The 26,804-nt window shown below is 58.1% G+C and carries 22 protein-coding genes, 1 tRNA gene, 1 rRNA gene and 3 pseudogenes; 11 read left to right on the top strand and 16 right to left on the bottom strand.

The window, feature by feature from the left end; translation table 11 throughout:
- Positions 1 to 30: 30 nt before the first annotated feature.
- From A4G99_RS03810 to ilvA, 11 genes are all read right to left on the bottom strand, one after another.
- Positions 31 to 1,017, bottom strand: a complete 987-nt coding sequence (locus A4G99_RS03810; protein ID WP_066139635.1) for an ornithine cyclodeaminase family protein — start codon at positions 1,015 to 1,017, stop codon at positions 31 to 33.
- Positions 1,018 to 1,347: 330 nt separating this feature from the next.
- Positions 1,348 to 1,590, bottom strand: coding sequence for a hypothetical protein (locus A4G99_RS03805; protein ID WP_066139631.1), 243 nt, complete (start codon positions 1,588 to 1,590; stop codon positions 1,348 to 1,350).
- Between the two features lie 216 nt (positions 1,591 to 1,806).
- Positions 1,807 to 2,481 carry a hypothetical protein gene (locus A4G99_RS03800; RefSeq protein WP_150123033.1) on the bottom strand — a complete coding sequence of 225 codons (675 nt, stop codon included), beginning with the start codon at positions 2,479 to 2,481 and terminating at the stop codon, positions 1,807 to 1,809.
- A 146-nt stretch (positions 2,482 to 2,627) separates the two neighbouring features.
- A complete protein-coding gene (locus tag A4G99_RS03795; protein WP_150123032.1) occupies positions 2,628 to 3,446 on the bottom strand; it encodes a twin-arginine translocation signal domain-containing protein in 819 nt (272 codons plus the stop codon).
- Positions 3,447 to 3,872: 426 nt separating this feature from the next.
- Positions 3,873 to 5,522, bottom strand: a complete 1,650-nt coding sequence (gene thsB / locus A4G99_RS03790; RefSeq protein ID WP_066139621.1) for a thermosome subunit beta — start codon at positions 5,520 to 5,522, stop codon at positions 3,873 to 3,875.
- Between the two features lie 281 nt (positions 5,523 to 5,803).
- The gene (locus A4G99_RS03785; RefSeq protein ID WP_066139619.1) at positions 5,804 to 6,364 is read right to left on the bottom strand and encodes a hypothetical protein; all 561 of its coding nucleotides are present in this window, start codon (positions 6,362 to 6,364) and stop codon (positions 5,804 to 5,806) included.
- A gap of 72 nt (positions 6,365 to 6,436) precedes the next feature.
- Positions 6,437 to 7,060, bottom strand: coding sequence for a CAP domain-containing protein (locus A4G99_RS03780; RefSeq protein ID WP_066139616.1), 624 nt, complete (start codon positions 7,058 to 7,060; stop codon positions 6,437 to 6,439).
- 187 nt (positions 7,061 to 7,247) lie between these two features.
- Positions 7,248 to 7,329 (bottom strand) — tRNA-Ser (locus A4G99_RS03775).
- 42 nt (positions 7,330 to 7,371) lie between these two features.
- The gene (locus tag A4G99_RS03770) at positions 7,372 to 7,560 is read right to left on the bottom strand and encodes a hypothetical protein (protein ID WP_066139614.1); all 189 of its coding nucleotides are present in this window, start codon (positions 7,558 to 7,560) and stop codon (positions 7,372 to 7,374) included.
- An 8-nt stretch (positions 7,561 to 7,568) separates the two neighbouring features.
- A complete protein-coding gene (locus A4G99_RS03765; RefSeq protein WP_066139611.1) occupies positions 7,569 to 7,949 on the bottom strand; it encodes a Rid family detoxifying hydrolase in 381 nt (126 codons plus the stop codon).
- Positions 7,950 to 8,018: 69 nt separating this feature from the next.
- Positions 8,019 to 9,230 carry a threonine ammonia-lyase gene (gene ilvA / locus A4G99_RS03760; protein ID WP_066139608.1) on the bottom strand — a complete coding sequence of 404 codons (1,212 nt, stop codon included), beginning with the start codon at positions 9,228 to 9,230 and terminating at the stop codon, positions 8,019 to 8,021.
- A 237-nt stretch (positions 9,231 to 9,467) separates the two neighbouring features.
- Here ilvA and A4G99_RS03755 point away from each other — a divergent pair.
- Positions 9,468 to 11,809 (top strand): annotated as a pseudogene (locus A4G99_RS03755) (DEAD/DEAH box helicase).
- Here A4G99_RS03755 and A4G99_RS03750 read toward each other — a convergent pair.
- Positions 11,778 to 12,463 (bottom strand): annotated as a pseudogene (locus tag A4G99_RS03750) (HAD family hydrolase). The pseudogenes A4G99_RS03755 and A4G99_RS03750 overlap by 32 nt on opposite strands.
- 76 nt (positions 12,464 to 12,539) lie before the next feature.
- On the opposite strand from A4G99_RS03750, the gene A4G99_RS03745 reads away from it, so the two are divergent.
- From A4G99_RS03745 to A4G99_RS03730, 4 genes are all read left to right on the top strand, one after another.
- A complete protein-coding gene (locus A4G99_RS03745; RefSeq protein ID WP_066139604.1) occupies positions 12,540 to 13,289 on the top strand; it encodes an endonuclease NucS domain-containing protein in 750 nt (249 codons plus the stop codon).
- A 130-nt stretch (positions 13,290 to 13,419) separates the two neighbouring features.
- On the top strand, positions 13,420 to 14,451 hold the full coding sequence (gene endA / locus A4G99_RS03740; RefSeq protein WP_066139601.1) for a tRNA-intron lyase: 1,032 nt from the start codon (positions 13,420 to 13,422) through the stop codon (positions 14,449 to 14,451).
- Complete coding sequence (locus tag A4G99_RS03735) at positions 14,448 to 16,208, top strand: tryptophan--tRNA ligase (RefSeq protein ID WP_066139599.1); 1,761 nt, start codon at positions 14,448 to 14,450, stop codon at positions 16,206 to 16,208. The genes endA and A4G99_RS03735 overlap by 4 nt, the downstream gene beginning before the upstream one ends.
- A gap of 61 nt (positions 16,209 to 16,269) precedes the next feature.
- The gene (locus A4G99_RS03730) at positions 16,270 to 16,506 is read left to right on the top strand and encodes a hypothetical protein (RefSeq protein ID WP_066139596.1); all 237 of its coding nucleotides are present in this window, start codon (positions 16,270 to 16,272) and stop codon (positions 16,504 to 16,506) included.
- 79 nt (positions 16,507 to 16,585) lie between these two features.
- Here A4G99_RS03730 and A4G99_RS03725 read toward each other — a convergent pair whose 3' ends face one another.
- Positions 16,586 to 17,071 carry a hypothetical protein gene (locus tag A4G99_RS03725; RefSeq protein WP_066139590.1) on the bottom strand — a complete coding sequence of 162 codons (486 nt, stop codon included), beginning with the start codon at positions 17,069 to 17,071 and terminating at the stop codon, positions 16,586 to 16,588.
- A gap of 67 nt (positions 17,072 to 17,138) precedes the next feature.
- Complete coding sequence (locus tag A4G99_RS03720; RefSeq protein WP_066139586.1) at positions 17,139 to 17,774, bottom strand: trans-aconitate 2-methyltransferase; 636 nt, start codon at positions 17,772 to 17,774, stop codon at positions 17,139 to 17,141.
- A 389-nt stretch (positions 17,775 to 18,163) separates the two neighbouring features.
- Between A4G99_RS03720 and A4G99_RS03715 the strand changes: the two genes are divergently transcribed.
- The 4 genes and pseudogenes from A4G99_RS03715 (at position 18,164) to A4G99_RS03700 (ending at position 22,992) form a co-directional block, all read left to right on the top strand.
- Positions 18,164 to 19,006 (top strand): hypothetical protein, encoded by an 843-nt coding sequence (locus A4G99_RS03715; protein ID WP_150123031.1) that lies wholly within the window; start codon positions 18,164 to 18,166, stop codon positions 19,004 to 19,006.
- 272 nt (positions 19,007 to 19,278) lie between these two features.
- The gene (locus A4G99_RS03710; protein WP_066139579.1) at positions 19,279 to 20,787 is read left to right on the top strand and encodes a phenylalanine--tRNA ligase subunit alpha; all 1,509 of its coding nucleotides are present in this window, start codon (positions 19,279 to 19,281) and stop codon (positions 20,785 to 20,787) included.
- Positions 20,787 to 22,501, top strand: a pseudogene (gene pheT, locus A4G99_RS03705) (phenylalanine--tRNA ligase subunit beta). Before A4G99_RS03710 ends, pheT begins: the two are co-directional and overlap by 1 nt.
- A 32-nt stretch (positions 22,502 to 22,533) precedes the next feature.
- A complete protein-coding gene (locus A4G99_RS03700) occupies positions 22,534 to 22,992 on the top strand; it encodes a GNAT family N-acetyltransferase (RefSeq protein ID WP_066139576.1) in 459 nt (152 codons plus the stop codon).
- Between the two features lie 11 nt (positions 22,993 to 23,003).
- Here the strand turns inward: A4G99_RS03700 and A4G99_RS03695 are convergent, their stop codons facing one another.
- Both A4G99_RS03695 and A4G99_RS03690 read right to left on the bottom strand, forming a co-directional pair.
- Positions 23,004 to 24,062, bottom strand: coding sequence for a quinone-dependent dihydroorotate dehydrogenase (locus A4G99_RS03695; RefSeq protein ID WP_066142271.1), 1,059 nt, complete (start codon positions 24,060 to 24,062; stop codon positions 23,004 to 23,006).
- A gap of 42 nt (positions 24,063 to 24,104) precedes the next feature.
- Entirely contained in the window at positions 24,105 to 24,302 is a 198-nt protein-coding gene (locus A4G99_RS03690; RefSeq protein WP_007982308.1) for a hypothetical protein, read from the bottom strand.
- A 243-nt stretch (positions 24,303 to 24,545) separates the two neighbouring features.
- Here A4G99_RS03690 and A4G99_RS03685 point away from each other — a divergent pair, with 243 nt between their 5' ends.
- The gene (locus A4G99_RS03685; RefSeq protein ID WP_066142267.1) at positions 24,546 to 24,854 is read left to right on the top strand and encodes a non-histone chromosomal MC1 family protein; all 309 of its coding nucleotides are present in this window, start codon (positions 24,546 to 24,548) and stop codon (positions 24,852 to 24,854) included.
- A gap of 1,009 nt (positions 24,855 to 25,863) precedes the next feature.
- Positions 25,864 to 26,804 (top strand): 16S ribosomal RNA (locus tag A4G99_RS03680); the annotation flags it as partial.

Genomic DNA, 26,804 nt, shown 5'->3' with positions numbered 1-26,804 from the left:
GCCCGCTTCAATCCGGTTCGGATCCCTGAATCAGACGCCGAGAAGGTCGAACGGGTAGCCGTTGTCGTTCTCGTTCGCGTGCTCGTAGACGACGTGTGCGGCGGCAACGTCCTGAATCGCCAATCCGGTGCTGTCGAAGACGGTGACGCCGTCGTCCTCGGTGCGGCCCTCCAAGTCGCCGATCACGATGTCGCCGATGTCGCCGTGGATGTCGTCGTCCGCGAGGGTTCCCTCGTTGTACGGGACGTTGATCTCGCCCGAGTGGGTGGTCTGGGCGTGGTCGTCGATGACGAGTTTCGCGTTCAACAGCACTTCGTCCGCGATTTCGTGTTTGCCTTCCGCGTCGGCGCCCATCGCGTTGATGTGGGTGTGCTCGCCGACGGCGTCGGCCGAGACGATGGGGGATTCGACCGGCGTCACGGTCGAGAGGATGTCACAGGACGCGGCTTCCGAAATCGATCCGGCGCGAACGTCGAACTCGTCGTCGAAGTAGTCGATGAAGTCCGCGACCGCTTCCTCGTCCAGGTCGCTGATGACGACTTCCTCGATGGGGCGGATCTTCGAGATAGCTTCCAACTGGGTGTACGACTGAACGCCAGCGCCGACCAGACCCATGCTCGTCGCGTCCTCGACGGCGAGGTAGTCCGTCGCCACGGCGGCGGCCGCGCCCGTGCGCTTCATCGTGAGTTCCGTCCCGTCCATGATGGCGAGCGGGTACGCCGTCTCGGGGTCGCTGTAAATCATCGTCCCCATGACGGTCGGCAGGTCGAAGCCGTCCGGGTTGTCGGGGTGGACGTTGACCCACTTGATTCCGGCCGCGTCCCAGCCGTCGGCATCCAAATAGGCGGGCATCGACCGGAAGTCGCCGTTGTACTGCGGCAGGTCGATGTAGGATTTCGCGGGCATCTGCGCATCGCCGAGCGCGTAGGCCGCGAAGGCGTCCTCGATGGCCCGAATGAGTTCGGGCATCTGTGTGTTCTCGTCTACGGCATCCTGATTCAGCAGGAGTGTCTCCATATTTGGAGGGATACGTGGTTCCCACTTAGTTCCACCTTTTACCGATTTTTGCTCCCGATCGTCGTCTCCTCTGCTGATTTGAGGAATGTTTCGGGGGAATTCGTGTGAATTCTTGATCTCGAAAGTACTCGAAGGAGATTCACATTCGTTAGTTTGATTGCAGTAACATCCGGCAAACACGTCTCGATTCGACGTGGATTCAAAAATCGGTTCGAGTTCAGTAGACGACTCCGCGGTTTACTCGGGGTAAAAATCGGACGGTGGCCGATTTTCCATCTCCTCGATTACGGCTTACCGTCCCGTGACGACGAAACCGTATTTTGCCCCGAATCAGCACGTCTTCTCGGCGAATTTCACGCTGTCTTTCCGTATCGTTATCGTGAGATGATGGCAGTCCGTCGCGTGCCAGATTCGACTCCGGTTGGGCATTCCATCGACGGCAATCGACAGGTCGTACGTTCCGAAGTCGGCGACGTTTTCGATGGTCGTTTTCCCGGGGTTGACTTTGTGGCGGGTCGAACTCACCACTCCTCCGCCGTCGCTACTCGGGTGTGCCACTACGAAGTCGAACATCACAACGTTGTCTCTTTTATTGACTATCGTTATGTCGTTCGCCTTCGGGTCATTTTTGGAGAGCGGATTCGAACACCCCGCGAGGGTTGCAATCGCGGCAAAAGCTGGAATACGAAGGAATTTCCGACGATCCATGTTGGTATGTTGAGAAAACAAACATTTATATTTATCTATTCTTATATCAAGGTTAATAAAATATCGACATATTTTTGATTTCTACAATCCGGTACAGTTAACCGTCGAATCCGCTTCGCTCGTTATAAGCTTGTTGCCATTTTCATCGGTTCCTTTGTACCAGGTGTAGCCATATCCATCAGTCGTTAGTTCAAGATCCCCATCAATGACATCTATCGACTCGAATCGGCCTCCTCCCCATGCATGGCAATACTCTGCCCAGAGCTGACGGCCAGATGCAGTAAAGTTATCGCTCTGTTTTTTAAGGTCTGCCGCGACCCAGCGATCTGCACCACCTCCACCGAAGAAGTCGACGTCGTTTCCATCATGATAAGTGAATGCAAGACCCGTCGGACTCATCACTGGGCTGTCTGCATTCCCTATGTAACTACTTCCGTATGTTCCTCCATCAGTTGGAACACGCCACGAATCCTGTTTCCACATAAGACCAACTCCGTCTCGTGGATTGTCACCGATGTCGTCCAAGTCACTACGGCCCCAATTCCAAGTGAGTTTACCAAAGAAATCTTGGTAATAACAATCTGTTGAGAGGGAAATGCTGATTACGAGGTCGTTTTTGTCCAGCTTCTGTGTCGTGAAACCTCCCTGTTGCGAATTTGGATCGAACGTGAATTTCATGTCTGTCGTCGAGACACTACATCCGTGATCACGGAGGTATTTCCTATATTCGCCTTTATCACCGGTTTCTTCTTGCACTCGGAGTGCACGCTGGAACAACTCTTTCCCTCGGGGTGGTTGTGCGTCCGCTATCGGGAGATTGAGGCCAGCAATCGCTGCACCGGCCAGCTTTAGAGTAGATCGTCTTCCAACTCGATTTTTTTTGTCAGTCATCGGTCTATCTGTTATAGTCCGCTGCAGTTCACCGTGGCATCGGCTTCACTCAATATGAGCTTATTCCCATTCTCATCTGTTCCTTTGTACCATTGCTTGGCACTCGTGTCAAACGTAGCGCTGACGATTCCGAACCCGATGGATACGGATTTGATAGCACCGCCAGCATAGCAGTGGTTATAGACGCCCCATACTTGTCGTGCTCCTGCATTGTATTCGTCGCTTGGTTTTTTGAGGGTCGCAGCAATCCAGCGTTCACCACTAGTGTCGCCTGGTAATCCCATGTCCTTTCCATCGGAATATCGCATCGAAATTCCGTTTGCGCTATAGTCGTAATCGTTCGCATTTGCAATGTACGAACTGCCCCAAGCCTGGTCCGCTGGGACGTACCAGGAGTTTTCCTTCCAAGACATCGCAATATTGTCTTTCGGATCATCACCATAATCGTCCCAGTCATTGTTACCCCAATTCCACGTCACTTTTGAGTAGAATTCGTCGTGGTAACAGCCGGTCGAAAGAGAGATCCCGATTTCGAGGTCGTTTTTATCAAGCTTCTGAGTCGAAAGACCACTTTCTGTTCCCGAATCAACGGGAACCGAGATCGTCATGTCGTTCGTTGCAACAGACATCCCATGATTTCGGAGGTATTTTCGGAATTTTGCTCGATCTCCTGTCTCCTCTTGAACTTTCAGTGCCTGTTTGTAGATCTCGCTGCTACTACGTTTTTCCTTTGCTTGAACAATTGGAAGAGCAGAAGCAGCGGTTGCTCCTATTGCAGCCCTCTTGATGAAATTTCTTCTACTACCTACAAACCTTTCAATTTCTCGCATTGCAATTTATTCTGACATCCGTATATATTTATACTTTTCATATTTTTACAATAGTTACCAACGGAAGATATATTCTAACTTATAATCCTCTACTGAATATGTTCGATGATTATTTGTTTGTCAAACATTGTCTGTTTATATCTCCCGAAAATAACTTCTTCTCAACTGAATACCAGTATTCTCGTACCTTATTCCATTGATGGCTGTTCAGTAGTAAGATTCCGAAAAGAGCTCCTCTCCGAGGTTCAATCGAGGACATTCCCCACAACTCTGTCTTCTCCTTGTCACAATGGAACTGTAGTCAAAGCCCGATTAACCGCGAGGTTCGTTTCAGACTTCACTCCACAGTCTCTGAAAATCGGCTTTAGTTCAAGCTTTGTCCGCGAGACGAAGCTCGCTCGACACTGGAGATAGGTTTGACCTATCTTACATCGCGCCGCCCATACCACCCATGCCGCCCATGCCACCCATGCCGCCGGGTGCGCCGCCTTCGTCGCCACCCTTGTCGGTGGAGAGGTCGCCGGCGGAGATGATGTCGTCTATTTTGAGCACGAGGTTCGCGGCCTCGGTTGCACTGGAGAGTGCCTGCTCCTTGGCGTGAGCCGGCTCGACGATGCCCGCCTCGAACGTGTCTTCGACGTTGCCGCTGAAGACGTTCAGGCCGGCGCGTTTCTCGCCGTCCTCGTGTTCCGCGCGGAGGTCGACGAGCGTGTCGATGGAGTCCAGTCCGGCGTTCTCGGCGAGAACGCGCGGGACGAGTTCGAGCGAGTCGGCGAACGCTTCGACGGCCAACTGCTCGCGGCCCTCGACGCTGTCGGAGTAGTCGCGGAGTCGGGAGGCGAGTTCGACTTCGATGGCACCGCCACCGGAGACGATTCGGCCGTCACTGACGGTCTGTGCGACGACGTCCAGCGCGTCCGTGATGCCGCGTTCGAGCTCGTCAACGATGTGGTCGGTGGAACCGCGGAGGAGGAGCGTGACACCGTGGGAGTCCTCGCCGCCCGTGACGTAGAACAGCTCGTCGCTGTCGTCGCGGGTGACGCTACCTTCTGCGACGTCGTCCGAGGACGCGCTGTCGAGGTCCGAGACGATGTTCGTGTTGAGGACCTCTCGGAGGAACTTGATGTCGCTCTTTTTCGCGCGTCGGACGGCGAGAATGCCCTGCTTCGCGAGGTAGTGCTGTGCGAGGTCGTCGATGCCCTTCTGGCAGAAGACGACGTTCGCACCTGTGTCCACGATCTGGTCGACCTTCTCCTTCAGCTGTGCTTCCTCGCGGTCGAGGAAGTTCTTGAGCTGATCGGGGTCGTTGATCGAGATTTCGGTGTCGACGTCGGTCTCCTCGACTTCGACGGCCTCGTTGAGGAGGAGCACTTTCGCGTCCTCGACGGAGCTTGGCATGTTGTCGTGGACGGGATCCTTGTCGATGACAGCGCCTTCGAGCAGTTCGGACTCGCCGGCCGAGCGGCCGGTCTGGGTCTCGATGTTGACGTATTCGAGGTCGACCGTCCCTTCGACGGTGACGGCCTGCACTGCGTCGACGATGATCTGGCTGAGGACTTCCTTGTTGAGTTCGGCACCTTTGCCGGTCATGCTGGTCTCGGCGACTTTTCGAAGGAGGTCCTCGTCGTCAGTGTCGACCTCGTCCGCGATGTTGTCGATCTCCTCGCGTGCTTTCTCGCTTGCGAGGTGGAAGCCTTTGATAACCGCCGTCGGGTGGATGTCCTGTTCGAGAAGGTCCTGTGCGTTCTTGAGGAGTTCACCCGTCACCGCGACGGCCGTCGTCGTCCCGTCACCCGCTTCGTCCTCTTGGGTTTCGGCGACTTCGATGATCATCTCGGCCGTCGGGTTGTCGATGTCCATCTCCTTGAGGATGGTGACACCGTCGTTCGTGATGGTCACGTCGCCCATCGAATCGACGAGCATCTTGTCCATCCCTTTCGGACCGAGTGTGGAGCGGACGGCGTCCGCGACCGCTCGCGCCGCAGTGATGTTGTGTTCCTGCGCGTCCTTGTCCTTGACTCGCTGGGAGTCCTCGGACATTACGATCATCGGCTGACCTTGCATGCGCTGACTCATAGTACAATGGCGACTATGTTTGTGCTTCTATATAAATCTTTATCTACTGCCTCGTTCGCGGACATCCATCCATCGAATTTTGAAACAGAAAATCGCCGTAAGGCGGTCGGTGCAACGAAAATCACGATACTAGTTAACACGAGACTCTCGATGAAAATCGGATCCTCAAACCCCTATTTATATACTCCGATGCACGGTTCATCTCCACCTCCCCTTTCACGTCTCGACGCTCGTCGTTTCTCGAAACGTCCTTCCACCGCCCTCCACCGGTGTCCACTCGATCAGTCTTCTCGTGGAACTTCCCTGTGGCCGAGACGATGGTTTCGATGGTAGTACATGTGAACCCCGCCGGAAACCGTCACCAGTACGGAGAGTCCGAGTGCCCACCACAGTACCGGCACGAGACCGAACGGTCCGGCACCGAGCTGTGCCCCGGTCAACAGTGCGAGGCTGACACAGCCCAAAACGAAGTAGTACTCCGACCACGGGAGGTCGTTGTCGGGAACGATTTCGAGATACGTGTTCAATAGCTCGGCCCGCTCGGTCAACGTGATGTCACCGTGTGCCGGGTCGTAATCGATAAAGCCCGTCTCGTTGAGCTTCGGCAGATGTGCCTGTTGGAGCGTGTTGTACACCCGTTTGCGTTGTTGTGAAGTTACTTCATCGACGGTGACGTCGTTCTCCCACGCCGCTATTTGCGTCGCGAGCTCCCCGATTTCGGCCGATTCTTCCTCACGTCGCAAGTAGTGAAGTGCGTATCGTCGCCGTTGATTGCTCAGTATCTGAAAGATGATATCTCTCGACAGTGGCGTTTCTTTCATCTCGTCTACTTCTTCGTTCATTGTGTCGTCTATCGACCGGGCGAATGTTCGTTTTTGAGAGGTGACCCTAACTATTTAATTTTTTGCACCGATTTAGCAGAAGTCTTCTGTTGCATATATTCTTCCATCCCGAGTATAATAGACTCCCAGGCCTTCTCGCTCCCAATTCTCGGAGAGTAGGTTCTTTCGGTGTTCCGGCGAGTGCATCCACTGTGAAACGATTCCCCGAGCGAGTTCTTTCGCCGTCCGATATCGCACCACGGTCCCGTTGTCGGTTCGAACCCGTCGGTCGAAGTAGGTGTACGCGATGTTTTCCCCCGCACCCCGAATGCAGTAGTACTCTGCCCGCCGATACCGGTCATTTGGGTCGGCACCTGACGGTGACACGTGCGCGAAGTATCCTTCTTTCCCCATATCGGCACTGTGATTTCTCGCGATGTCGCGGAGCGCACCGTCGAATTCGAGCGGGGCGAGTCCGTGTTCCGCTCGCCGTTCGTTGATACCGCGATGGACGTAAAACTCCACCCAGCGGCGAAACTGCGTCCGGTTCGGGTCGGTCAGCCGTTTCGGCTGGTCGTGTGGAACGTCCACCACCTGTACTCCGCGGGCCGTATCGAGCGTCCGTTCGCCGGGGACGTGGTAGCCAGCGACGTATGCCCCGGAGAACAGTACGATGAGGAGGACCAAGCAAAGCGGGACGAGCGAGCGCGTACGCATTCGTTCGCTGTTCGACGCCCGGTGTGATGAATGTCGGGTCCTGCTGTTCCGGTAATCGACATTTTCGAACGGAGTTCTCGATGGTGTGAATGTGAGACTCCTGCTCAAATCCAGTCCGATGCGTTTTCTCGTTCGCTGTTTTGGAGCGCCACGCTACGCGGTGCTCGTCAGGTAGCTCACTCGAAAACGCCGGGACTGGGATTTGAACCCAGAATCCCATAAGGGAACACGCTTTCCAGGCGTGCGCTTTGCCATTCGGCCATCCCGGCTTACCTGTTGGTTACCGGGTCCGGTGTTTAAACCCTTCTTTTCTAATCGAGTGCCCCGTGGGCGATATAGGTGAGTATCGGCGCACCGATCGCCACGACGAGCGTCGTCCCTACGATCACCGGAACCGAGTAGCGATAACCGGTGACCAACTGGTACCCCTGTAGGAGGACGAGAAACGCGAGCGCGCCGACGACGCCCCACAGGAGACTCGCCTTGACGCGAGGATTCACAGCTATCCTTACTCGGTGCTGGCGATGGCCTCGATTTCGACGCCGACGCCTTTCGGCAGGTTCGCCACTTCGACGGCGCTACGGGCCGGTGGGTTGTCCTGGAAGTACTCCTGGTAGGATTCGTTCATCTCGTCGAAGTCCTCGATGTCGTCCATGAAGACGGTCACTTTCAGCACGTCCTGCATGTTCAGCCCTTCCTCTTCGAGAATGCCTTTGACGTTCTCCAGGCTCTGGCGCGTCTGCACCGAGATGTCCTCGTCGGCGAGGAGTTCGCCGTCGGGCGTCATCGGAATCTGGCCTGCGGTGAAGAGAATGTCACCGTTCGTCGTCGCCTGACTGTACGCGCCAACCGCCTCGGGAGCGTCCTGCGTGCTGATGATTCGTTTCATGCACGTCACTTCGGGCCGTGGAACTTAAACCTACGTCAATAGGGGGCGAAAAATCGATCACCGATCCGCTCAGACCAGCACTTCCACGTCGAACCCGTTCTCTCGCAGGGAGTCGAGGAGGTTGTCGACGTGCTCCGGGCCGCGTGTTTCGAGGTCCAGTTCGACCTCCGTCGCGTTCATGCCGATATCGCGGGAGGTGCGGTCGTGCTGGATGGCGTAGATGTTCGCCTGTGCATCCGCGATGACGTCGAGGAGTTTTCGCAGCGAACCGGGCCGGTCCTTGAGTACCGTCTTGAGTTTGACGTAGCGCCCGGTTTCCACGAGTCCACGCACGATGACGGTCGTGAGGAGGTTCATGTCGATGTTACCGCCGCTGAGGACGGGGACGACCACCTCGTCGTCCGTGTAGTCGAATTTGCCTCCGAGGATCGCGGCGAGACTCACCGCACCCGCACCCTCCACGAGCGTCTTGCCGCGTTCGAGCAGGTAGGAGACTGCCACCGCGATTTCCGAATCCGAGACGGTGACGACCTCGTCAACGCGGGCGTCTATCACGTCGAACGTCCGCTGGCCGACGCTTCGGGTGGCGATTCCGTCCGCGATGGTATCGACGCTGTCGAGCGTCTGGACGCTCCCCTTCTGGAGCGAGTCGGCCACGCTCGATGCGCCCTCGGCCTGCACGCCGATGACCCGAGCGTCGGGGTTCCGTCCCTTGATGGCGGTTGCGATGCCGCTGATGAGGCCTCCGCCACCGATGGGGACCACGACGGTTTCGACCTCGGGAAGGTCGTCCATGATCTCCAGTCCGATGGTCCCCTGCCCCGCCATTACCTTCTCGTCGTCGAAGGCGTGGACGTAGGTTCGGCCCTCTGTCTCCTCGATTTCGTGGGCGCGCTCGGCGGCTTCGTCGTAGTCCTCGCCGTAGAGGATGGCCTCCGCGCCGTAGTTCTCCGTCGCACGCACCTTCGAAATCGGAGCGTGTTTCGGCATGACGATCTTCGCATCGACGCCACTTCGGGTGGCTGCGAGTGCGACACCCTGCGCGTGGTTACCCGCGCTGGCCGTGACGACGCCCGCTTCCTTTTCGGCCTCCGAAAGCGTCATGATGCGGTTGGTCGCGCCGCGGATCTTGAACGACCCCGTCCGCTGGAACGTCTCCAGCTTCAAGTGAACTTCCGCGCCCGTCATCCGAGTAAAAGTGTGAGAGTAATCGAGCGGTGTATGCCGGGCCGTCTCGGCCACCCGCTCCCGCGCCGCCAACACGTCTTCAAGCTCTAGCATAGTTGTCGGTAGTTTTTGCGACGCTTTATCGTTTAGGAAGTGTCCCCGCGAATTCGTTGACGTTCGTCACCGCGAGACCGATTTCAAGTGAATACCCAAAGAAACGAAGCGCAACGAGGCGGCCGTTGCGTGACCGTATCCGGGAGCGCCTTCGCAATCTTATCTCTTTCTCATCAAATGTCTGCTGACAGCCCGGTACAGAAACGCCTTTTTGCTTTCCACTCTGCCTACGAAACGATGCAGGTCTCCGAGGCGGTTCCACAGTTCGCGGAGGCGTTCGCCTTCGAGGAGTTCAACCGAATGCAACGCGAGATGCTTCCCGCGCTGCTCGAAAGCGACGAGAACGTCGTCGCCAGCGCGCCCACAGCGAGCGGCAAGACGGCGCTCGCGGAACTCGCCATCTGCAAGGCGCTGCGCGACGACGGCACCGCGCTGTTCATCGCCCCGCTTCGGGCGCTGACCAACGAGAAGGAAAGCGACTGGGAGCGCTTCGAGGACCTCGGCTACTCGGTGTACGTCGTCACGGGTGAACGCGAGTTGAACCCGCGACGCGCCGAGCGCGCGGACATCCTCGTGATGACGCCCGAGAAGACCGACTCGGCGACCCGGAAACACGACTCGTCCCGCTACTCCTTTATCACCGACGTGGACTGCTGTGTCATCGACGAGGTGCACCTGCTCGATTCGGAGAAGCGCGGGGCCGTCCTCGAAGTCACCATCTCGCGCCTCCGCAGGCTCTGTGCCCCCCGTATCGTCGCGCTTTCCGCGACGATGCCGAACGTGAGCGACGTGGCCGATTGGCTCGACGCGCCGCCGGAGACCACCTTCGAGTTCGGGGACGACTACCGCCCCGTCGATTTGCACGCGGACGTGAAGACCTACTCCCACGGGGACAACTCCTTCGCGGACAAGTATCGCAGGCTGTATCGTGCGCTGGACCTCGCGGAGCCACACATCCGCGAGGACGGACAGGCGCTCGTCTTCGTCGCCTCGCGGCAGGACACCGTGCAGGCCGCGAAGAAAGCCCGCGACGAAATCGCCGAGCGGGACATCCCCATCGGCGCGCGCGGCGACTACGATTTCCATACCGAAACACAGGAACTGCGGAACGACACCCTGCGCAACTCCGTCCTCGACGCGTGGCGTTCCACCACGCCGGACTGTCGAAGAACGACCGCGACAGGGTCGAAGAGTGGTTCAAACAGGGGAAGATTCAGCTCCTCTTTTCCACCTCCACGCTCGCGTGGGGTGTGAATCTCCCCGCCCGGTGTGTCGTCCTGCGCGACACCAAACTCCACGACCCGCTCGAAGGCGAGGTGGACATGAGTCCGCTCGACGTGCTCCAGATGCTCGGGCGGGCGGGCCGTCCCGGCTACGACGACGTGGGCTACGGGTGGGTCGTCTGTGACTTCAAGGACGCGGACAAGTACCGAAAACTCCTGCGCGACGGCAAGGAGATCGAATCCCGCCTCGCGGAGGATTTGGATTCCCATCTCAACGCCGAAATCGCGATGGGCACCATCTCGGATCTGGACGATGTGATGTCGTGGCTTCAAACCACGTTCTACTACGTCCGCGCCCAGACGAAACCCGACGAGTACGATTTCGAAAATCACCGCGAGCGCGTCAGAAACACGCTCCAGCGCCTCGTCTCGCGCGGATTCGTGGAGCAGGGCGACGACCTCGAAATCGAGGGAACGGCGCTCGCCATGCTCGCCTCGAAATTTTACCTCAACCTCGACACGGCCGAACGGTTCCGCCGCCTCGCGGAGACCGACGTCATCGACGTGCCGAAGGTGCTCGAAACGGTCGCTGGCGCGGCCGAGTTCGACAGCGTCAGTGCCCGCCAGTCCGAGCGCGACGCCATCAACTCCGTCCTCGTCGGACAGGATTCCGGCGACCTCGAAGCGGGCGGGCGGAAGGTGCTCGCCATCCTCCGTTCCAGCATGACGGGTTCGACGCCGGGCGACTTGCGGAGCGACGCGTGGGTCATCCAGCAGAACGCGGTTCGACTGCTCGCGGCGCTCCGTGCGTTCCTGAAACGGCTCGACAGGCCGGTCGCCGCGAACCTCGTCACCCGAATCGAGGCCCGCGTCGAAAACGGCGTCGGGGAAAGCTCCGTCGGACTCACCGCAATCGATGGTGTGGGTGCCGGGCGGTCCAGCAAGTTGGCGACGGAAGGTCTGGAAACGCCCGCGGACGTGCGCGCCGCTGGCGTCGATGGGTTGGTCGATGCGGGTCTCACCGAGGGCGTCGCTGAACAGGTGGAAGCGAGCGCCCGCAAGCTTCCCGACGTGGAGATCGAGTGGGGGTCGTTCCCGACCCGAATCGCTCGCGGCGAGAACGACATGCGCGAGGTCACCATCAAGAACCGTGGTAACCGCGAGCAGGCGGCTATCGACGTGACCGTCAACGGCGTCGAAATGACGACAAAATCGACGTATCTCGACGGCGAGACGACGATTCCCGTCGGCGTCTTCGGGGGCACGGCCGACGAGATGGAGTTCACCGTCCGCGTCGCGTTCCCCGACCTACCCCTCCTGCCGGTTACCGACGTTCGGTCCGTGCAGGTCGAGTGAGCAGTTCCTCGTGCAATTCAGCGGGCGAGGAGACCACCACGTTCGCCATCGTGAGGTCGAGTTCTTTCGCGCCGTTCGGATAGCCGACACAGTACGTTCCGGCCCGAACGCCGATTCGACGCCGTGTTCCGAATCCTCGACCGCGGCGCACTCGTCGGCCCGATAGTCGAGCAACCCGGCCGCATACTCGTAGATAGCCGGTTCCGGTTTGCCGGGGGCGTCGATGTCGTCGGCGCTGACGACTTCCTCGAATTCGAGACCGAAGCGGTCGGTGACGATTTCTATCCAGTCGTGGGGTGACGAGGACACGAGCGCCACCTCGATTCCCTCCGCACGTAATTCGTCCAGCAGGTCGTGAAAGCCGTCCATCAGCGAGACGTGCTCGCCGTAGAGGTCCTCGGCGATTCCGTCGTAGAGGGAGATGAACTCCGATTTCGTCACGTCGGTTCCGTACTCCTCGTCCAGATAGTCGTATATCTCGCGGAAGTTCATCCCGGTAATCTCGTTGTCGCCGATATCCTCAACGCCCACTTCGGGGAAGATGATCTCCTCTTCGAGTTCCGCCCAGAAATCCTCCGAGTTCACGATGACGCCGTCCATGTCGAACAGCACTGCCTGTCGCTCTGCTCCTTCCACTTCTTCTATCTCTTCCATTTTCTCTTCGTTCATCCTTTTCACTCAAAACCCTTGGCCCGAACGTTCAAATACGAACACGGAACCAACCCGGGACATGACAGACACGATTCGCGTGTTCGCCGGTGACTGTACGATTACGACGGACGGCGACACCCACGGCCAGCGGCGCGGCGAAGTCGTCGCCATCCTCAAACCCGACGACACCCTCCTCGTCCACGACGTGGACGGCTATCAACCGGTCGAATGGCTCACCCGCGCGGAAACCGCCCACGCCTCGCTCGACGGAGATTCGTTCACCCTCGTCGCGGCGACGGACGATCATCGCGTTCGCGTCGATTGTCACGCCTGTCACGGGATTTCCCGCTATCCGGGCTCAGTCGCCGGGATTCCCGTCGGTGCCTGCCCACACTGCGACGGCACGCTCACGCGGGCCAAGGGAACGGTTTCCTGTCTCGGCTGTCGCGAGGAGTATCCGATTCCGCGTCGGGCCAGTATCGGAACGGAAACGTGTGACTGCGGCCTACCGACCATGCACGTCGAACGCGGAGCGGAATTCGAACTCTGCATCGACCGCGATTGCGGCACCGTTTTCGAGGCCGTGCGGCGACGATTCCACCGGGAATGGGACTGTCCCGACTGCGGAGCCGACATGCGAATTCTGAACAAGGGAAGCATCATCGCGGGATGCGACCGCTATCCCGACTGCGAGGTCGGGTTCGGAATTCCGAACGGGATGATCGTGGATTCGTGTGACTGTGGCCTTCCCGTGTTCCGAACCTCGACAGGTCGTCGGTGTTTGAACACCGATTGCGAGATGTTCGAGGACGGCCGTTCGGAGGGCTGATTTTCCCTTCGTTGCTCTCTCGGCCGTCCGAGTGCTGTGTTGACGAGATAGCAGAACACATTCTCCGGACGGTCGGGTGAGTTCGTCCCTGAGTCGTAGTGCATTTGAAGGCCCACATCACAGAAGACGTATGGATGGAAGCCTACGCGACGACGAAGTCCGTGTCGGCGGCGACGCCCGCCAGCGGTACTACGATTCGCGGGGATACGGTCGCCCACTCAGTGGCAACGAGGTAGCGTTTTCACGCGTCGAAGCCGCCCACCTCCTGCTTCGCGGCGACCTCGACTCGGTCGATGGTAACGGATTTCAGGAATTTTTACAGGAATCGACTGGCAACGGATTCGCGGCCCGGTTCCTCGTCTACGCAAACCTCAGGGAGCGCGGATTCTACCTCTCGCCGGACCGGGAGGGATGGGTTTCGAACCCACACCCGTCGTCGGATTTCGTCGTCTACCCGCGCGGGAGCGGCCCGTGGGACGACGAGGTGTCACACCGGATTCGGGTCGCGAGCGAGCGCGATCCGATTCCCGTCGCGGAGCTAGGCGACGTGGTCCTCGCGATTGTGGACGAGGAGAGCGAAATCACTTACTTCGAGACCGATCGCATCGAGATCGAGGGGACGACGGATCACGACGTTCCGACCGACCTTTCCGGGTCGATTGTCGGCGACCGCGTGCTGGTGTGGGACGCTCCCGACGAACTCCACGGTAAGGCGTTTTACGGCCAGCAGATGGGTGGACGCGATGCGACCGGGATTCTACAGTTGTCTCTCGTGGAGGCGGCCCATCTCGTCGCAGAGGGTAATCTCGAAATCGGGGGAACGTACGACGACATCGTCGTGCGAGGCGAGGAGGTCGAAGGCGAGCGGTTCGACCGCCGCTTGCTGGTGTATCGAACCCTTCGGGAACAGGGAGTGGTCCCGAAGACGGGATTCAAGTTCGGTGCGGATTTCCGGACCTACGCCGACGTGGTGTCGGTGGACGACCTCGGACACTCGGAGTATCTGATTCGGGTGTTGAAGGACGATTACGAGTTCGTCCCGCGTGACCTCGCGCTCGACGTCCGACTGGCGCACGGGGTACGAAAGCAAATGATTTTTGCGCTCATCGCGGAGAACGAACGAATAGACACTTGGCTGTCGGTGACACGACTTACACCATGACACGAGACGATTCATCCGAAACAGGCGGACTCCTGCCCGACGGTGGTACCGCAACGGGGGAGGACGACGTTGTCCTCGACCCGTGGGGGTCGGCGACGGTGTCCGACTACCGCAAACTGTTCGAGGAGTTCGGCATCGAGGAGTTCGACGACGTCCTCCCGGCGGTTCCTGACCCACACTACCTGATGCGCCGGAGCGTCATCTTCGGCGACCGTGGCTACCGCCGCGTGGCCGAGGCGATGCAGAACGGCGAACCGTTCGCCGCGCTGTCGGGGTTCATGCCGACCGGCGACCCGCACATCGGACACAAACTGGTGTTCGACGAACTCATCTGGCATCAACAGCAGGGCGGGGACACCTACGGCCTCATCGCGGACCTCGAAGCCCACAGCGCCCGTGGCCTCTCGTGGGAGGAAATCGACGAGCATTCGCGGGATTACCTGCTATCGCTTATCGCCCTCGGGTTCGACGCTGAGACGGGGACGCTCTACCGCCAGTCCGAGAACCGCGAACTCCAAGACCTCGCGTTCGAACTAGGGTCGAAAGCGAACTTTTCCGAATTTCAGTCCATCTACGGCTTCGACGGCGAAACCAACGTCTCGCACGTCCAGAGCGTCGTCACACAGATGGCGGACATCCTCTACCCGCAACTCGACGAACCGAAACCGACCGTCATTCCGGTCGGTCCGGACCAGGACCCGCACGTCAGGTTGGCCCGCGACCTGGCGGTTCGAATGCGCTACTTCAAAGTATCTGAGGCATACGCAAGTTTCGAGACAGCTTCTCAGGAGGAGCAGTTGCTGTTAAGATGGGTGTATGGTAATCTTGCCGAATCCGCCCACTCTCAAGAGATTGATATCAATGCTCTCAGATGCGATCTAGCAGCCGAATTACTGTCCGAATATCGTACACTCTCTCCGAATCTTGGGGAGGATTTCCCCCATGGGGCGAACGCGGAACTGTCTGATGAGAGCGTCGATGGATTGTTCGTAAAAGAGAAATTCTACGACGAAACCGGAGATATCCGTCTCCCCGACCCTACCATCGAGGGAGTGTTCGATGACGTTCTTGCTGTCGAAACGTTCCCGCCTAAAGAAATATCATTAGACACATATGATGAGTTGATCGAAAAACTACGAAACTCCGGCAAAGAACCACTTCAGTCCCGTCGTCGATTCTCGAATCGCGAGGGGACTGAAGAGGCATTCGAAGCTCTTATCGAAGCTATTCCTGGCGAGAAACGCGTATATGAGTCCCACATCGATTCATTCGACTTAGATAAAAGTGAAGCCGAGGAACTCGCCAGGAAGATAGAGATCGAGAACGACGGCTACGGCTTCATCATGCCCTCGTCGATCTACCACCGGTTCATGACCGGCCTGACGGGCGGCAAGATGTCCTCGTCGGTTCCGGCCAGCCACATCAGCCTGCTCGACGACCCCGAGGACGGCTACGACAAGGTAAAATCCGCGACGACGGGCGGCCGCGAAACCGCCGAAAAACAGCGCGAATTGGGCGGAAAGGCCGACGAATGTCCGGTGTACGAACTGTACGCCTACCTCCTCGCGGGTGACGACGACGAGTTCACGAAGGAGGTCTACGACGAGTGCGTCTCCGGCGAGCGCCTCTGTGGCGACTGCAAGGAACAGGCCGCTCAACTCATGAAGGAGTTCCTGGAAGACCACCAGGAAAAACGCGAGGAGGCGGAAGAACTGCTGGACGGTTTGGACATCGAGTTGGAATCGTCGCGTCGATAACCGATTCCCGACTTCGACGCTTCAGAAGTGTTTTGCGGGTCCGGTCTCTATCTCGAACGTGATGTCACGGCTCCGTTCGTTCGAAGGATTCGGTGTATCCGGTGTCGTCGTCGGTGTGTTTTTGATCTGGCTCGGGTTCCGAGACCAGATGTGCACTCCCAATAGTAGCGTCGGTAACCCCTGTGGTCCGAGTTTCGTCCTCCTCATTCCCGGAGTCATCCTCATTCTCATCGGTCTCGGTCTCTTCTTCCTGGGATACCAACATCAGCAGTCCTCTGCAGCGGACGCCGACGGCTAATCGGACCGACCTCAACGCGCTTGCTTACCGTTCGACGTGGTGCCTTTCGCACGAATTCGTTCTTCGATGAGCGATGCCATCACCCGTCCGAGTCGGTATCCCCGTCGTCGCCGTCCGAATCAGTGTCGCCGTCGTCACTGTCCGTGTCGGTGTCGCCATCATCGCTGTCGGAGTCCGTGTCTCCGTCGTCGCTATCGGAATCGGTATCGCCGTCGTATCCATCCGAATCCGCGTCCCCGTCATGCCTAATCGTACCCGTGCTTCCCCCGTCGCTTTTCGAAGTCCCGCTCGAATTCGCTCCGGCGATCGTTTGGCCAGCACCGGTCTCGGGAGAGGATGGCGATTTTTCGACGTTGAATCCGATGCTGTAGAGGATAACCGGCGGGAAAACGTACGAGGCAATCGCCAGCAGCACGAACAGTTTGTTGACGAAGATAAGCAACCCGAATGCGGTGAGCGCCGCGGTTGCGGCCGCATGTATCGCCGTGTGGGTGTACTCTCGATAGTACTCCCAGAGGCCGCGGAGCCATCGTACCGTCCCTCCTCGGGTTGCGATAGCGGACATAGCTAATATTCGTTTTCTACAGGTAAGAACCCAGCTACGAACTACGAATGATGACCGGATACTCTCCTCACTTCTCGACGACGACACACGGAGTCGCCGAATCGACGAACTCCTCGTCCTCGGCGTCTATCAGTTCCCAGTAGCTCCGCGTTTCCGCGCCAGTTACGTCCCGAACGACGTCCTCGCTAATGATGTTCGCGCCGCTCAAGACGAGTTCGAACGATTCCCGTTTGCGTCCCTCGAACTCCCTATCGAACGTTCTCCTGCTCTGTTCGTTCGGATAGTTCAAAACGAGGTGACCTCCCGATCGAACGTGTGAGTACAGGTTCTCGATTGCTCGGCGCGGTTCGTCCACGAAATAGAGCGTGGCGACGCAGTACACCACGTCGAATTTCTGGTCCGTTTCGAGGTTCGGAAGCGAATCCACGGCGAAGTGAAGGTTCTCCAATCCTTCTTCCGTCGCTTTCTCGGCGTTGTCCCGAACCACGGTCTCCGAGATGTCGAACCCGTACACGTCGATGTCGGGGTGGCGCTCGGCGAGGAGGAACGGGACGACCGCCGGTCCACAGCCAACCGACGCGAAGTTCTCGGGCGTGCCCTCCCGTTCGAAAAATCGCTCCACGAGATCTGCCATCCGCCCGCCGCCGATGTAGGCACAGCGGTCGTAGTTCGCCCTGTCGTAGAACCGCTCCCAGTCCATCATCAATCGTATGTTGTAGTTTCATTGATTATTACTTTGCTTATTCGCCTCGAATCTGGCATTAATCAAAATAGTTAAATAAATACCTAATACAAATAAAAAAATAAAATATACAATTTCTTTAATAGGATAGAACGTATTATATAATGTAAAACTACACCATAAAATGGTATTTCATTGAGTGGATCGGTGACCGCAACGGTGGTCAAGAAGCATTCACCGGTTGCTGTAGGGAAGAACGGCCAGCGGGTACGGGTCGAGGATTCCATTACAACTTCCACCTCGCCGGTGGCAAGTACGCGAAGACAGTATAATTTCGATCTGCCACACTATTTTTCATACAAGAATGTTTATGAGTATCCAAATTGTACTAAGATTCGACTGAGTGATTCATGAAGAAATCTCGCAAGACAATGAAAGTCCCCCTGAACTCTACATCCAATAAAAACGCAGGTCGTCGTCAGTTTATTCGGAAAGTCGGTGTTACAACCGCTGCCATTGGGACTACTTCGGTAGCTGGTTGCGCTGGCCTCCTCCAATCATCGACTGAAACCACTAGTAACAATAATATCTCTTCTGAGACTAATGCGATGTCAAAACACGAATTGAATTCATTCGTATCCAAAAAAATCAATTCATACGGCAACTCTGGGGTTTGGGGTACAGCACAGACGGAACCGGATCACGGTCTCGAATATGTTGGTAGCTGGGATGCAAGCAAACCATTTGGTGACAATAGCGACAAGAAAAAGGCGAACGCTCTTCTTGACGGAGTGGTCATCTTGTATCGTATTCCAGATAAGGTAAGTGAAAACGGGAACCAGCACTACCAATTCTGGCTCTGGGCGGGAGTTGGTCCTTCGAAGGCGGAACAGAGTGCAAAAAGCGATATTCCGTCATTTGACAACTTGGAAGCTCAGATCAATTTCAAAGATAAGTCATACAAAATGGGTGCCTACTCGCCAGGCAGGAGCTTCGCATCAGGTCCTGTTTCTGTCTCCGCACAATCACCTGACGTTACCGACCTTGCAGCGAAGTTCCCGCTCAATAAAGGACATGTAAAATTCGACCCTGATTCCAAAGTCGGTTCAGGTGGCATGTATGGTGTCCAATGGGATGGGAACTACGCAGGCACGCAATCGATTAATGCGACCTGCGAGGCGAGTTGGCCGACCGACCAAAAACCGAAGTTCGATTGGACGCTCCGGCTTTCGGCGAAGGATTCGCTTTTCTAAGTTGCTCGATCGTTCCTTTGCACCGCCCTCCGGAACCCTTTTGTCGATTTGACGCCACCCTTCAGCCATGCCATCCGAATCCCACCATGGCAGTAGTGCAGTCGAACCACGGCCACCGCTGGGATTCGGCTTTTTTGTCGCGGCTTGAGCGGTCGGTGGACTCCTCTCACGGAGTGGGGACGAAACCGGGTGCAGGAGCCGAGTGGCCCGACTGTCTTCAGAAGGGCTAAACCGGCGGAACGGGAGATACGACCAACGACTACCCAGTGGACATGAAACTACCAGAATCACAGGTCGCGGTGTTGGAAGCCGCGAGCGCGAACGAGGAACAGACGATAGCGGAACTCGCCGAGAAGACCGGTCTGAAACCGGAGACGGTGACGGGTGCGGTCTTCGAACTCGAAGACGAGGGATTGCTATCGATCGACGAACGAACCGAAGAATCCGTCTCGCTGACCGAGGAAGGCGAGGAGTACGCCGAGGACGGACTGCCGGAAATCGCCCTCTACGAGGCGGCCATCGACGCCGGGGCTGACGACGACGCCGTTCAGATGGGCCAAGCCATCGGGGGATCCGGACTCGGCGGTCCACAGGTGAACATCGCCCTCTCGAACTACGCTCGAAAGGGCTACGGGAGCATCGACAGCGGCGAAATCACGGCTGACCCCGACGCGAACCCGGACGAGGACGACGAAGCGAGCGCGCTCGCCGCGCTCGCGGATGGGGAATCTGTGGACGACGAGGACACGCTGGACCAGTTGGAAAGCCGCGGTCTGATCGAGCGCTCCGAATCGACGGTTCGCTCCGTGACGCTGACCGAGGCGGGAGTCACCGCGATGATGGAAGGTATCGAAGCGGCCGAGACGGTCGGCCAGCTAACACCGGAAATGCTCACGACCGGCGACTGGCGCGACGTGGAGTTCGCCGAGTACAACGTCGCGGCCGACGCCGAGCGAGTCGACGGCGGCAAGGTTCACATCCTGCGACAGACCGCGAACCGCGTCAAGGACGTGCTCGTCGGTATGGGCTTCGAGGAGATGGACGGCCCGCACGCGGACGCGGACTTCTGGATCAACGACTGTCTGTTCATGCCCCAGGACCACCCGGCGCGCACCCACTGGGACCGGTTCGCGCTGTCGAACCCCACCGAAATCGGGGATTTGCCGGAGGACCTCGTGGACCGCGTTCATAGCGCGCACCGCGAAGGCGTCGGCGAACACGGCGAGGGATATCACTCGCCGTGGGACGAGGACTTCGCGCGAGCCATCGCGCTTCGCGGGCACACCACTTCGCTGTCGATGCGGTACCTCTCGGGCTACGCGCAGGGCGAGTTGGAACCGCCACAGCGTTTCTTCAGCGTCGAAAAGGTGTATCGCAACGACACGCTCGACCCGACCCACCTGCTGGAGTTCTTCCAAATCGAGGGCTGGGTGATGGCCGAGGACCTCTCGGTTCGTGACCTGATGGGCACGTTCGAGGAGTTCTACGCCCAGTTCGGTATCACGGACATCCAGTTCAAGCCGCACTACAATCCGTACACGGAGCCGAGTTTCGAACTGTTCGGCAACCACCCGGAGACGGGCGAACTCATCGAAATCGGGAACAGCGGGATGTTCCGTCCCGAGGTGCTCGAACCCCTCGGCGTCGAGTGCGACGTGATGGCGTGGGGCCTCGCCCTGGAACGCCTGCTGATGTTGATGTACGGCTTCGAGGACATCCGCGACGTCCACGGGACGCTGTGTGACCTCGAACTGCTCCGCGACGTGGAGGTGATTCACTGATGCCAACTGTCGATGTCAACCCCGACGAACTGCGACAACTGACCGGTCACGACGAAAAGAGCGACGACGAACTCAAGGAGGACATGTTCGGCCTCGGTCTGGAGTACGAAGGCGACACCGAGGACGGCGACATGCAACTGGAGTTCGCCCCGGACCGCCTCGACCGTCTTTCCATCGAGGGTGTCGCACGGTCGCTCCGCTACCAGTACGGCGACGACAGCGGCGTCTACGTCCCGAAGCTGAACGACGCGGATTGGACCATCGAGGTGGACGAGAGCGTCCCCGAGGAGCGTCCCTACGTCACGGGCGCAATCGTCCGCGGCGTGAACCTCAGCGAGGACGCGCTCGACTCGCTCATCCAACTGCAGGAAAAACTCCACGCGACGATGGGTCGCAAGCGAGCGAAGGGCGCAATCGGGATTCACGACCTGACGATGCTCAAGGGAAGTGCCGCAACAGAACAGGGCGGCAACTCGATTCGCTACGTCGGCGTCGACTCCGACGGCGACCGGTTCGTGCCGCTCGACGCGGACGCCGAGATGACGCCGACGAAGTCCTGCGCGCCCACCCGACCGGCGAGAAGTACGCCGATCTGGTCTCGGAGTACGACCGCTACCCGGCCATCTACGACGACATCGGTCTGTTCTCGTTCCCGCCGGTGATCAACGGCCGCCGGACCGAGGTCGAAGCCGACTCGCGCAACCTGTTCGTCGAACTCACCGGTACCGACCAGTGGACCATCGACAAGATGTGTGCCATCATCTGCTACGCGCTCGACGCCCGCGGCGGTACCATCGAGGAAGTCGAAGTCGAATACGACGACCGAACGCTGGTCCGGCCGGACTTCGAGGTGACGACCAAGGAGGTCACCCACGACCGCATCGAGACCCTGCTCGGTATCGAGTTCACCCCCGACGAAGTGTTGGACCTGTTGGCCCACTCCGGCCTCTCCGGCGAAGCCGAGGAGACCGACGACGGGGGCGTCGTCTACGAGGTGGAAATCCCGCCCTACCGCGTGGACGTGCTCCACCCCGTGGACATCGTGGACGATATCGGCCGCGCCTACGGCTTCAACGACCTCTCGCCCCGCTACCCCGACGTGGGGACGGTCGGTGGCCGACACGAGCGCTCGCAACTCGAAGACGCAGCGCGCGAGGTTCTCGTCGGTCTCGGCTTCGAGGACCTGCTCAACTTCCACATGATCAGTGAGGAGGAGAACTTCGAACGCATGCGCGTGGAACCCAGCACCGACGTCGTCGGCGGGGGCACTCCGGCGACCATCAAAAACCCCTACAGCGAGGATTACACCATGCTCCGAACGTGGGCGCTTCCCTCGCTCATGATGGTGTTGGAGAACAACACCCACCGAACGTATCCGCAAGACCTCATCGAAATCGGTCTGGCGGCGGCGGTTGACGACTCGGAGAACACGGGCGTCGCCGAACACCGAACCGTGGCCGGCGTCCTTGCGCGCTACGACGCCTCCTACGAGGACGCCAAGGCGCGTCTCCAAGCCATCGCTCGCAACTTCGACGTGACCCTCGAAACGCCCCCGACGGAGCACCCGTCGTTCATCTCCGGCCGTGCGGCCGCCGTCGTCCTCGACGGAGAGACCGTCGGAATCGTCGGCGAAATCCATCCGGAAGTGCTCGTTGAGCACGACTTGGAGGTTCCGGTCACTGGATTCGAGTTCCGACTGGGCGCACTAGAGTAACGACTAACTCCTTTTCGTGTGGCGGTTTTTCTATGAACTACGAATTTCGGCCTATCACAGTGGACGATGTGCGCGCCATCGTCTCGTGGCACTACGACCCGCCGTACGATTTCTACGACATGGGGAGCGAACCCGAGGATTTGGCGCTGTTCACGAATCCGACTAACTGGGACGGCAAGTACGCGGTGTTCGGCGCGGATGACGAACGCGTCGGCTTCTTCTCGTTCGAATTCTCGGATGGCACGCTCGAAATAGGGCTCGGAATGTGTCCCCACCTCACTGGACGAGGCAACGGACGGTCGTTCGTCGAAGCCGGGTTGGCGTTCGCTCGGAAGGAGTACGACCCCGAGGAGTTCTCCCTCGCCGTTGCGACGTTCAACGACCGCGCGATTTCCGTCTACGAGAAGGTTGGATTCGAGCGCGTCGAGGTGTTCGTACAGGAAACCAACGGTGGGGAGTACGAGTTTCTCGAACTGCGGCGTGATGCCTGACGAGTGATTCCCTACGAAAGGTCCGCTCCGATGGCGTCCTCGATACCGTCGTAGCCGTCCCGTTCGAGAAGCTCCAGCAGTCCTTCGTTGATATCCCGGGCAATCGACGGCCCTTGATAGATGAGACCGGTGTACAACTGGACGACGTGGGCACCTGCACGAATCTTCTCGTACGCGTCCTCGGCGGTGAAGATTCCCCCCACGCCGATGATCGGAACGTCAACCCGTTCGGCGGCGAATCGAACCATCTCCGTTGCACGCGTTTGGATCGGCATTCCCGATAGCCCGCCATCTTCGTCGCGGTATTCGCTGCGGAGCGTTTCGGGACGGTCGGTCGTCGTGTTCGTGGCGATGACGCCATCCAACCCGAGTTCCGTCACGAGGTCGAGTGCGTCCGCTATCGCTGGCTCCGGCAGGTCCGGCGAGAGCTTCACGAGTAACGGACTCGCGCCTGCATCCTGTAGCGTCATCAAGATCCGTTCGAGGTTCTCGCGGTTCTGAAGTTCACGTAGACCGGGCGTGTTCGGACTGGAGACGTTCACGACGAAGTAGTCGGCGTGCGAGGAGACGCGCTCGTAGCTGTACAGATAGTCCTCCTCTGCCGTCTCCAATGGTGTCGTCTTCGACTTCCCGATGTTCGCTCCCACGGGAACGTCCGGGAGCGACTGCATTGCCATGCGCGCACCGATTCTGTCGGCCCCGTGGTTGTTGAACCCCATTCGGTTGATGATGCCTTCGTCCTCGCGGAGTCGGAACATTCGCGGTTTCGGGTTGCCCGGTTGGGCGTCCGCAGTCACACCCCCAATCTCCACGTGTCCGAACCCGAGGCTCGCCAATGCGGAGGGAATTTCCGCGTTCTTATCGAACCCGGCAGCGATACCGACCGGGTTGGGAAACGTCTGGCCGAACGCGTCGACCGTCAGACGGGGGTCGGTGACCCGGTAGTACATCCCGAGCAATCGCTCGGCCGGTGTCCCCTGCACCGTTCTCAAGAGCGTGTGAACCGTGCCGTGAGCACGCTCTGCTGGCAACTGGAATAAAAGTGGTTTAACGACGTCGTATCCGTTCATCGTTCTTCGAATGAAAATCACCTGCGGGATGCCCGCGGCGACCTAAAATTCGTGTTCGACCTCGTCTTTATCCGCCTTCTGGATAATGATCTTGTCTTCCCGAACTCGCACAAAGACTTCGTCACCGATCTCCATGCCAGCGACGGCGAGTTCGTCTTCGTGTAGGTTGACGTGGACGTTGTGATATTCTCCGTCTTCGTCTTTCGCGCCACTCGGGCTGAGCTTCTTTTTCCGTACCATCGCGGTATCTTATGCAGTCCTTCACCGTAGGATGTACTTAAGTGTTTTCTACCGTACTGTTCCGCTTTGTCTCTCTTAGAAATGCCCTATGAGCCGAGGCCACTTACCTTGCTCGGCCTGTTTTTCCGGAGTGAAATCACGATACTGCGGAACTCTCCTATTTATGTCTATCGCCGAAAACCGCTCATATCGGCGATATATTTATAGTGGCCCCTGTGCTGGGTTGGCATGGAGGAGAAAACCATGGTACGTGACGATGGTAAGCGGAACTTTGCACTGCGCCAATCGGATGGAGATGAATCGAGTGTCTTTTCGGGGAACACCCCTCGACAGGCTGCGCTCAAAGCAGCACGTCGACTCGACCCAGGTAGTTCCGAAGATGCGGCGGACAAAGTCGAACTCCGACTTCGAGAGAAGGGTACCGACAAAGTCCACATCTACGAGGGTTGGGCATGGCACGAGGAGGCCCCTGACGACAAACCAGACTGGATGCCGACCGAAATCACCGAGGCAAACGTCTCCAAACAGGGCATCGAGCACCTGGACGAGTGAATCGAACGTACTCAATCACCGAGAGTTTTATTCGACTGCAACATAGTATAGTATTCTTCGCATGCGCGTAGCGCATGCAGAAGCCTTTTTGCTCGCTCACAAAAACAACACGGATGCGCGAGGCACATCCGGCCGGACTGAACGCACGACGCGTGGGATGACGGTTCGATCTTCCACTCGCGCAATAGTTCTCTCGACCAGTAGCGGTAGCCGTTCAACACGCTAAACCGCGACTAACCGAACTACCCGGGTTGTGTTCCCTTCGAGTCGCATCGGTTGCCCACTTGCTCGATTACTCGAAATCAATGACCATTGGTGAACTATTTCTCTCTTTTGCGGGCTTACTTTGAGATATAATGCTAGTTAATCTGTGCCTATGAGAGTTTCATTCGACGGGCTTAAGTCTAACCCCCGACTTTGAGTAAATGCGAAGGACGCCTCGTGGTCATCCCGCGAGGTGTCAGCCGGAAACCCATCACATTTCACGATGTGTTGGTTGGGTTTCGGGCGAAAGAAAGCCAATCCAATGCCCTTAAGTGTATGGGGGCACTCGGATGTAATGTCGACGGCGTCCCTCGGTTTGGGACGAACGAAACACGACGAATCCGGTGCCCTTAAGTACAAAGGGGGCATTGGATTGAATGTGAACGCGCCCCCGGCCACAAACCGCCGGAGGCGAGCGAGATCCGACGCCCTTAAGTGGTAGAGGGCGCTTGGATACAAACGCGAAGAAAGACTCAAAACGCGATCTGTGAGGCGTTCAAACCGTCTCACAATCTCGGATCGAACGAGGTTCGAAGGGTTTAATACCCTTCCTCGCCTCCGTTCAAATCCGAAGGAAATGAGGATTCCACCCCTGCGGTCAGCCGTATACGATGGAATCTGATGTTAGCCTTGGTAGTTCGGTGACACCTTGTCGGTTTCCGATATGGTGTCCCGAACGTGTGATATGTGATACACTCTCTTTGAGAGTGTCTCCGCCTATACGCTGAACCTTGTGTTCAGCGACATTCTGGTTGATCCTGCCAGAGGTCATTGCTATTGGAGTTCGATTTAGCCATGCTAGTTGTACGAGCTTAGACTCGTAGCGGAAAGCTCAGTAACACGTGATCAAACTACCCTATAGATCAGAATACTCTCGGGAAACTGAGGCTAATACTGAATAACGCTCCTTCGTTGGAATTACAAGGAGCCAGAAACGCTCCGGCGCTATAGGATGTGATTGCGGCCGATTAGGTAGACGGTGGGGTAACGGCCCACCGTGCCGATAATCGGTACGGGTTGTGAGAGCAAGAGCCCGGAGATGGATTCTGAGACAAGAATCCAGGCCCTACGGGGCGCAGCAGGCGCGAAAACTTTACACTGCACGACAGTGCGATAAGGGAACTCCAAGTGCGAGGGCATAACGTCCTCGCTTTTGTGTATCGTAAGGTGGTACACGAATAAGAGCTGGGCAAGACCGGTGCCAGCCGCCGCGGTAATACCGGCAGCTCAAGTGATGACCAATTTTATTGGGCCTAAAGCGTCCGTAGCCGGCCAGACAGGTCCGTCGGGAAATCTGCTCGCTCAACGAGCAGGCGTCCGGCGGAAACCCGCTGGCTTGGGGCCGGAAGATCCAAGGGGTACGTCTGGGGTAGGAGTGAAATCCTGTAATCCTAGACGGACCACCGATCGCGAAAGCACCTTGGAAGGACGGACCCGACGGTGAGGGACGAAAGCTAGGGTCACGAACCGGATTAGATACCCGGGTAGTCCTAGCTGTAAACGATGCTCGCTAGGTGTGACACAGGCTACGAGCCTGTGCTGTGCCACAGTGAAGACGCAAGCGAGCCGCCTGGGAAGTACGTCCGCAAGGATGAAACTTAAAGGAATTGGCGGGGGAGCACTACAACCGGAGGAGCCTGCGGTTTAATTGGACTCAACGCCGGACATCTCACCAGCATCGACAAT

This window comes from Haladaptatus sp. R4 (assembly GCF_001625445.1).
GTDB lineage: Archaea > Halobacteriota > Halobacteria > Halobacteriales > Haladaptataceae > Haladaptatus.
Note: the sequence above shows the minus strand (reverse complement) of the source record. Positions and strands in the feature narration are given on the sequence as shown.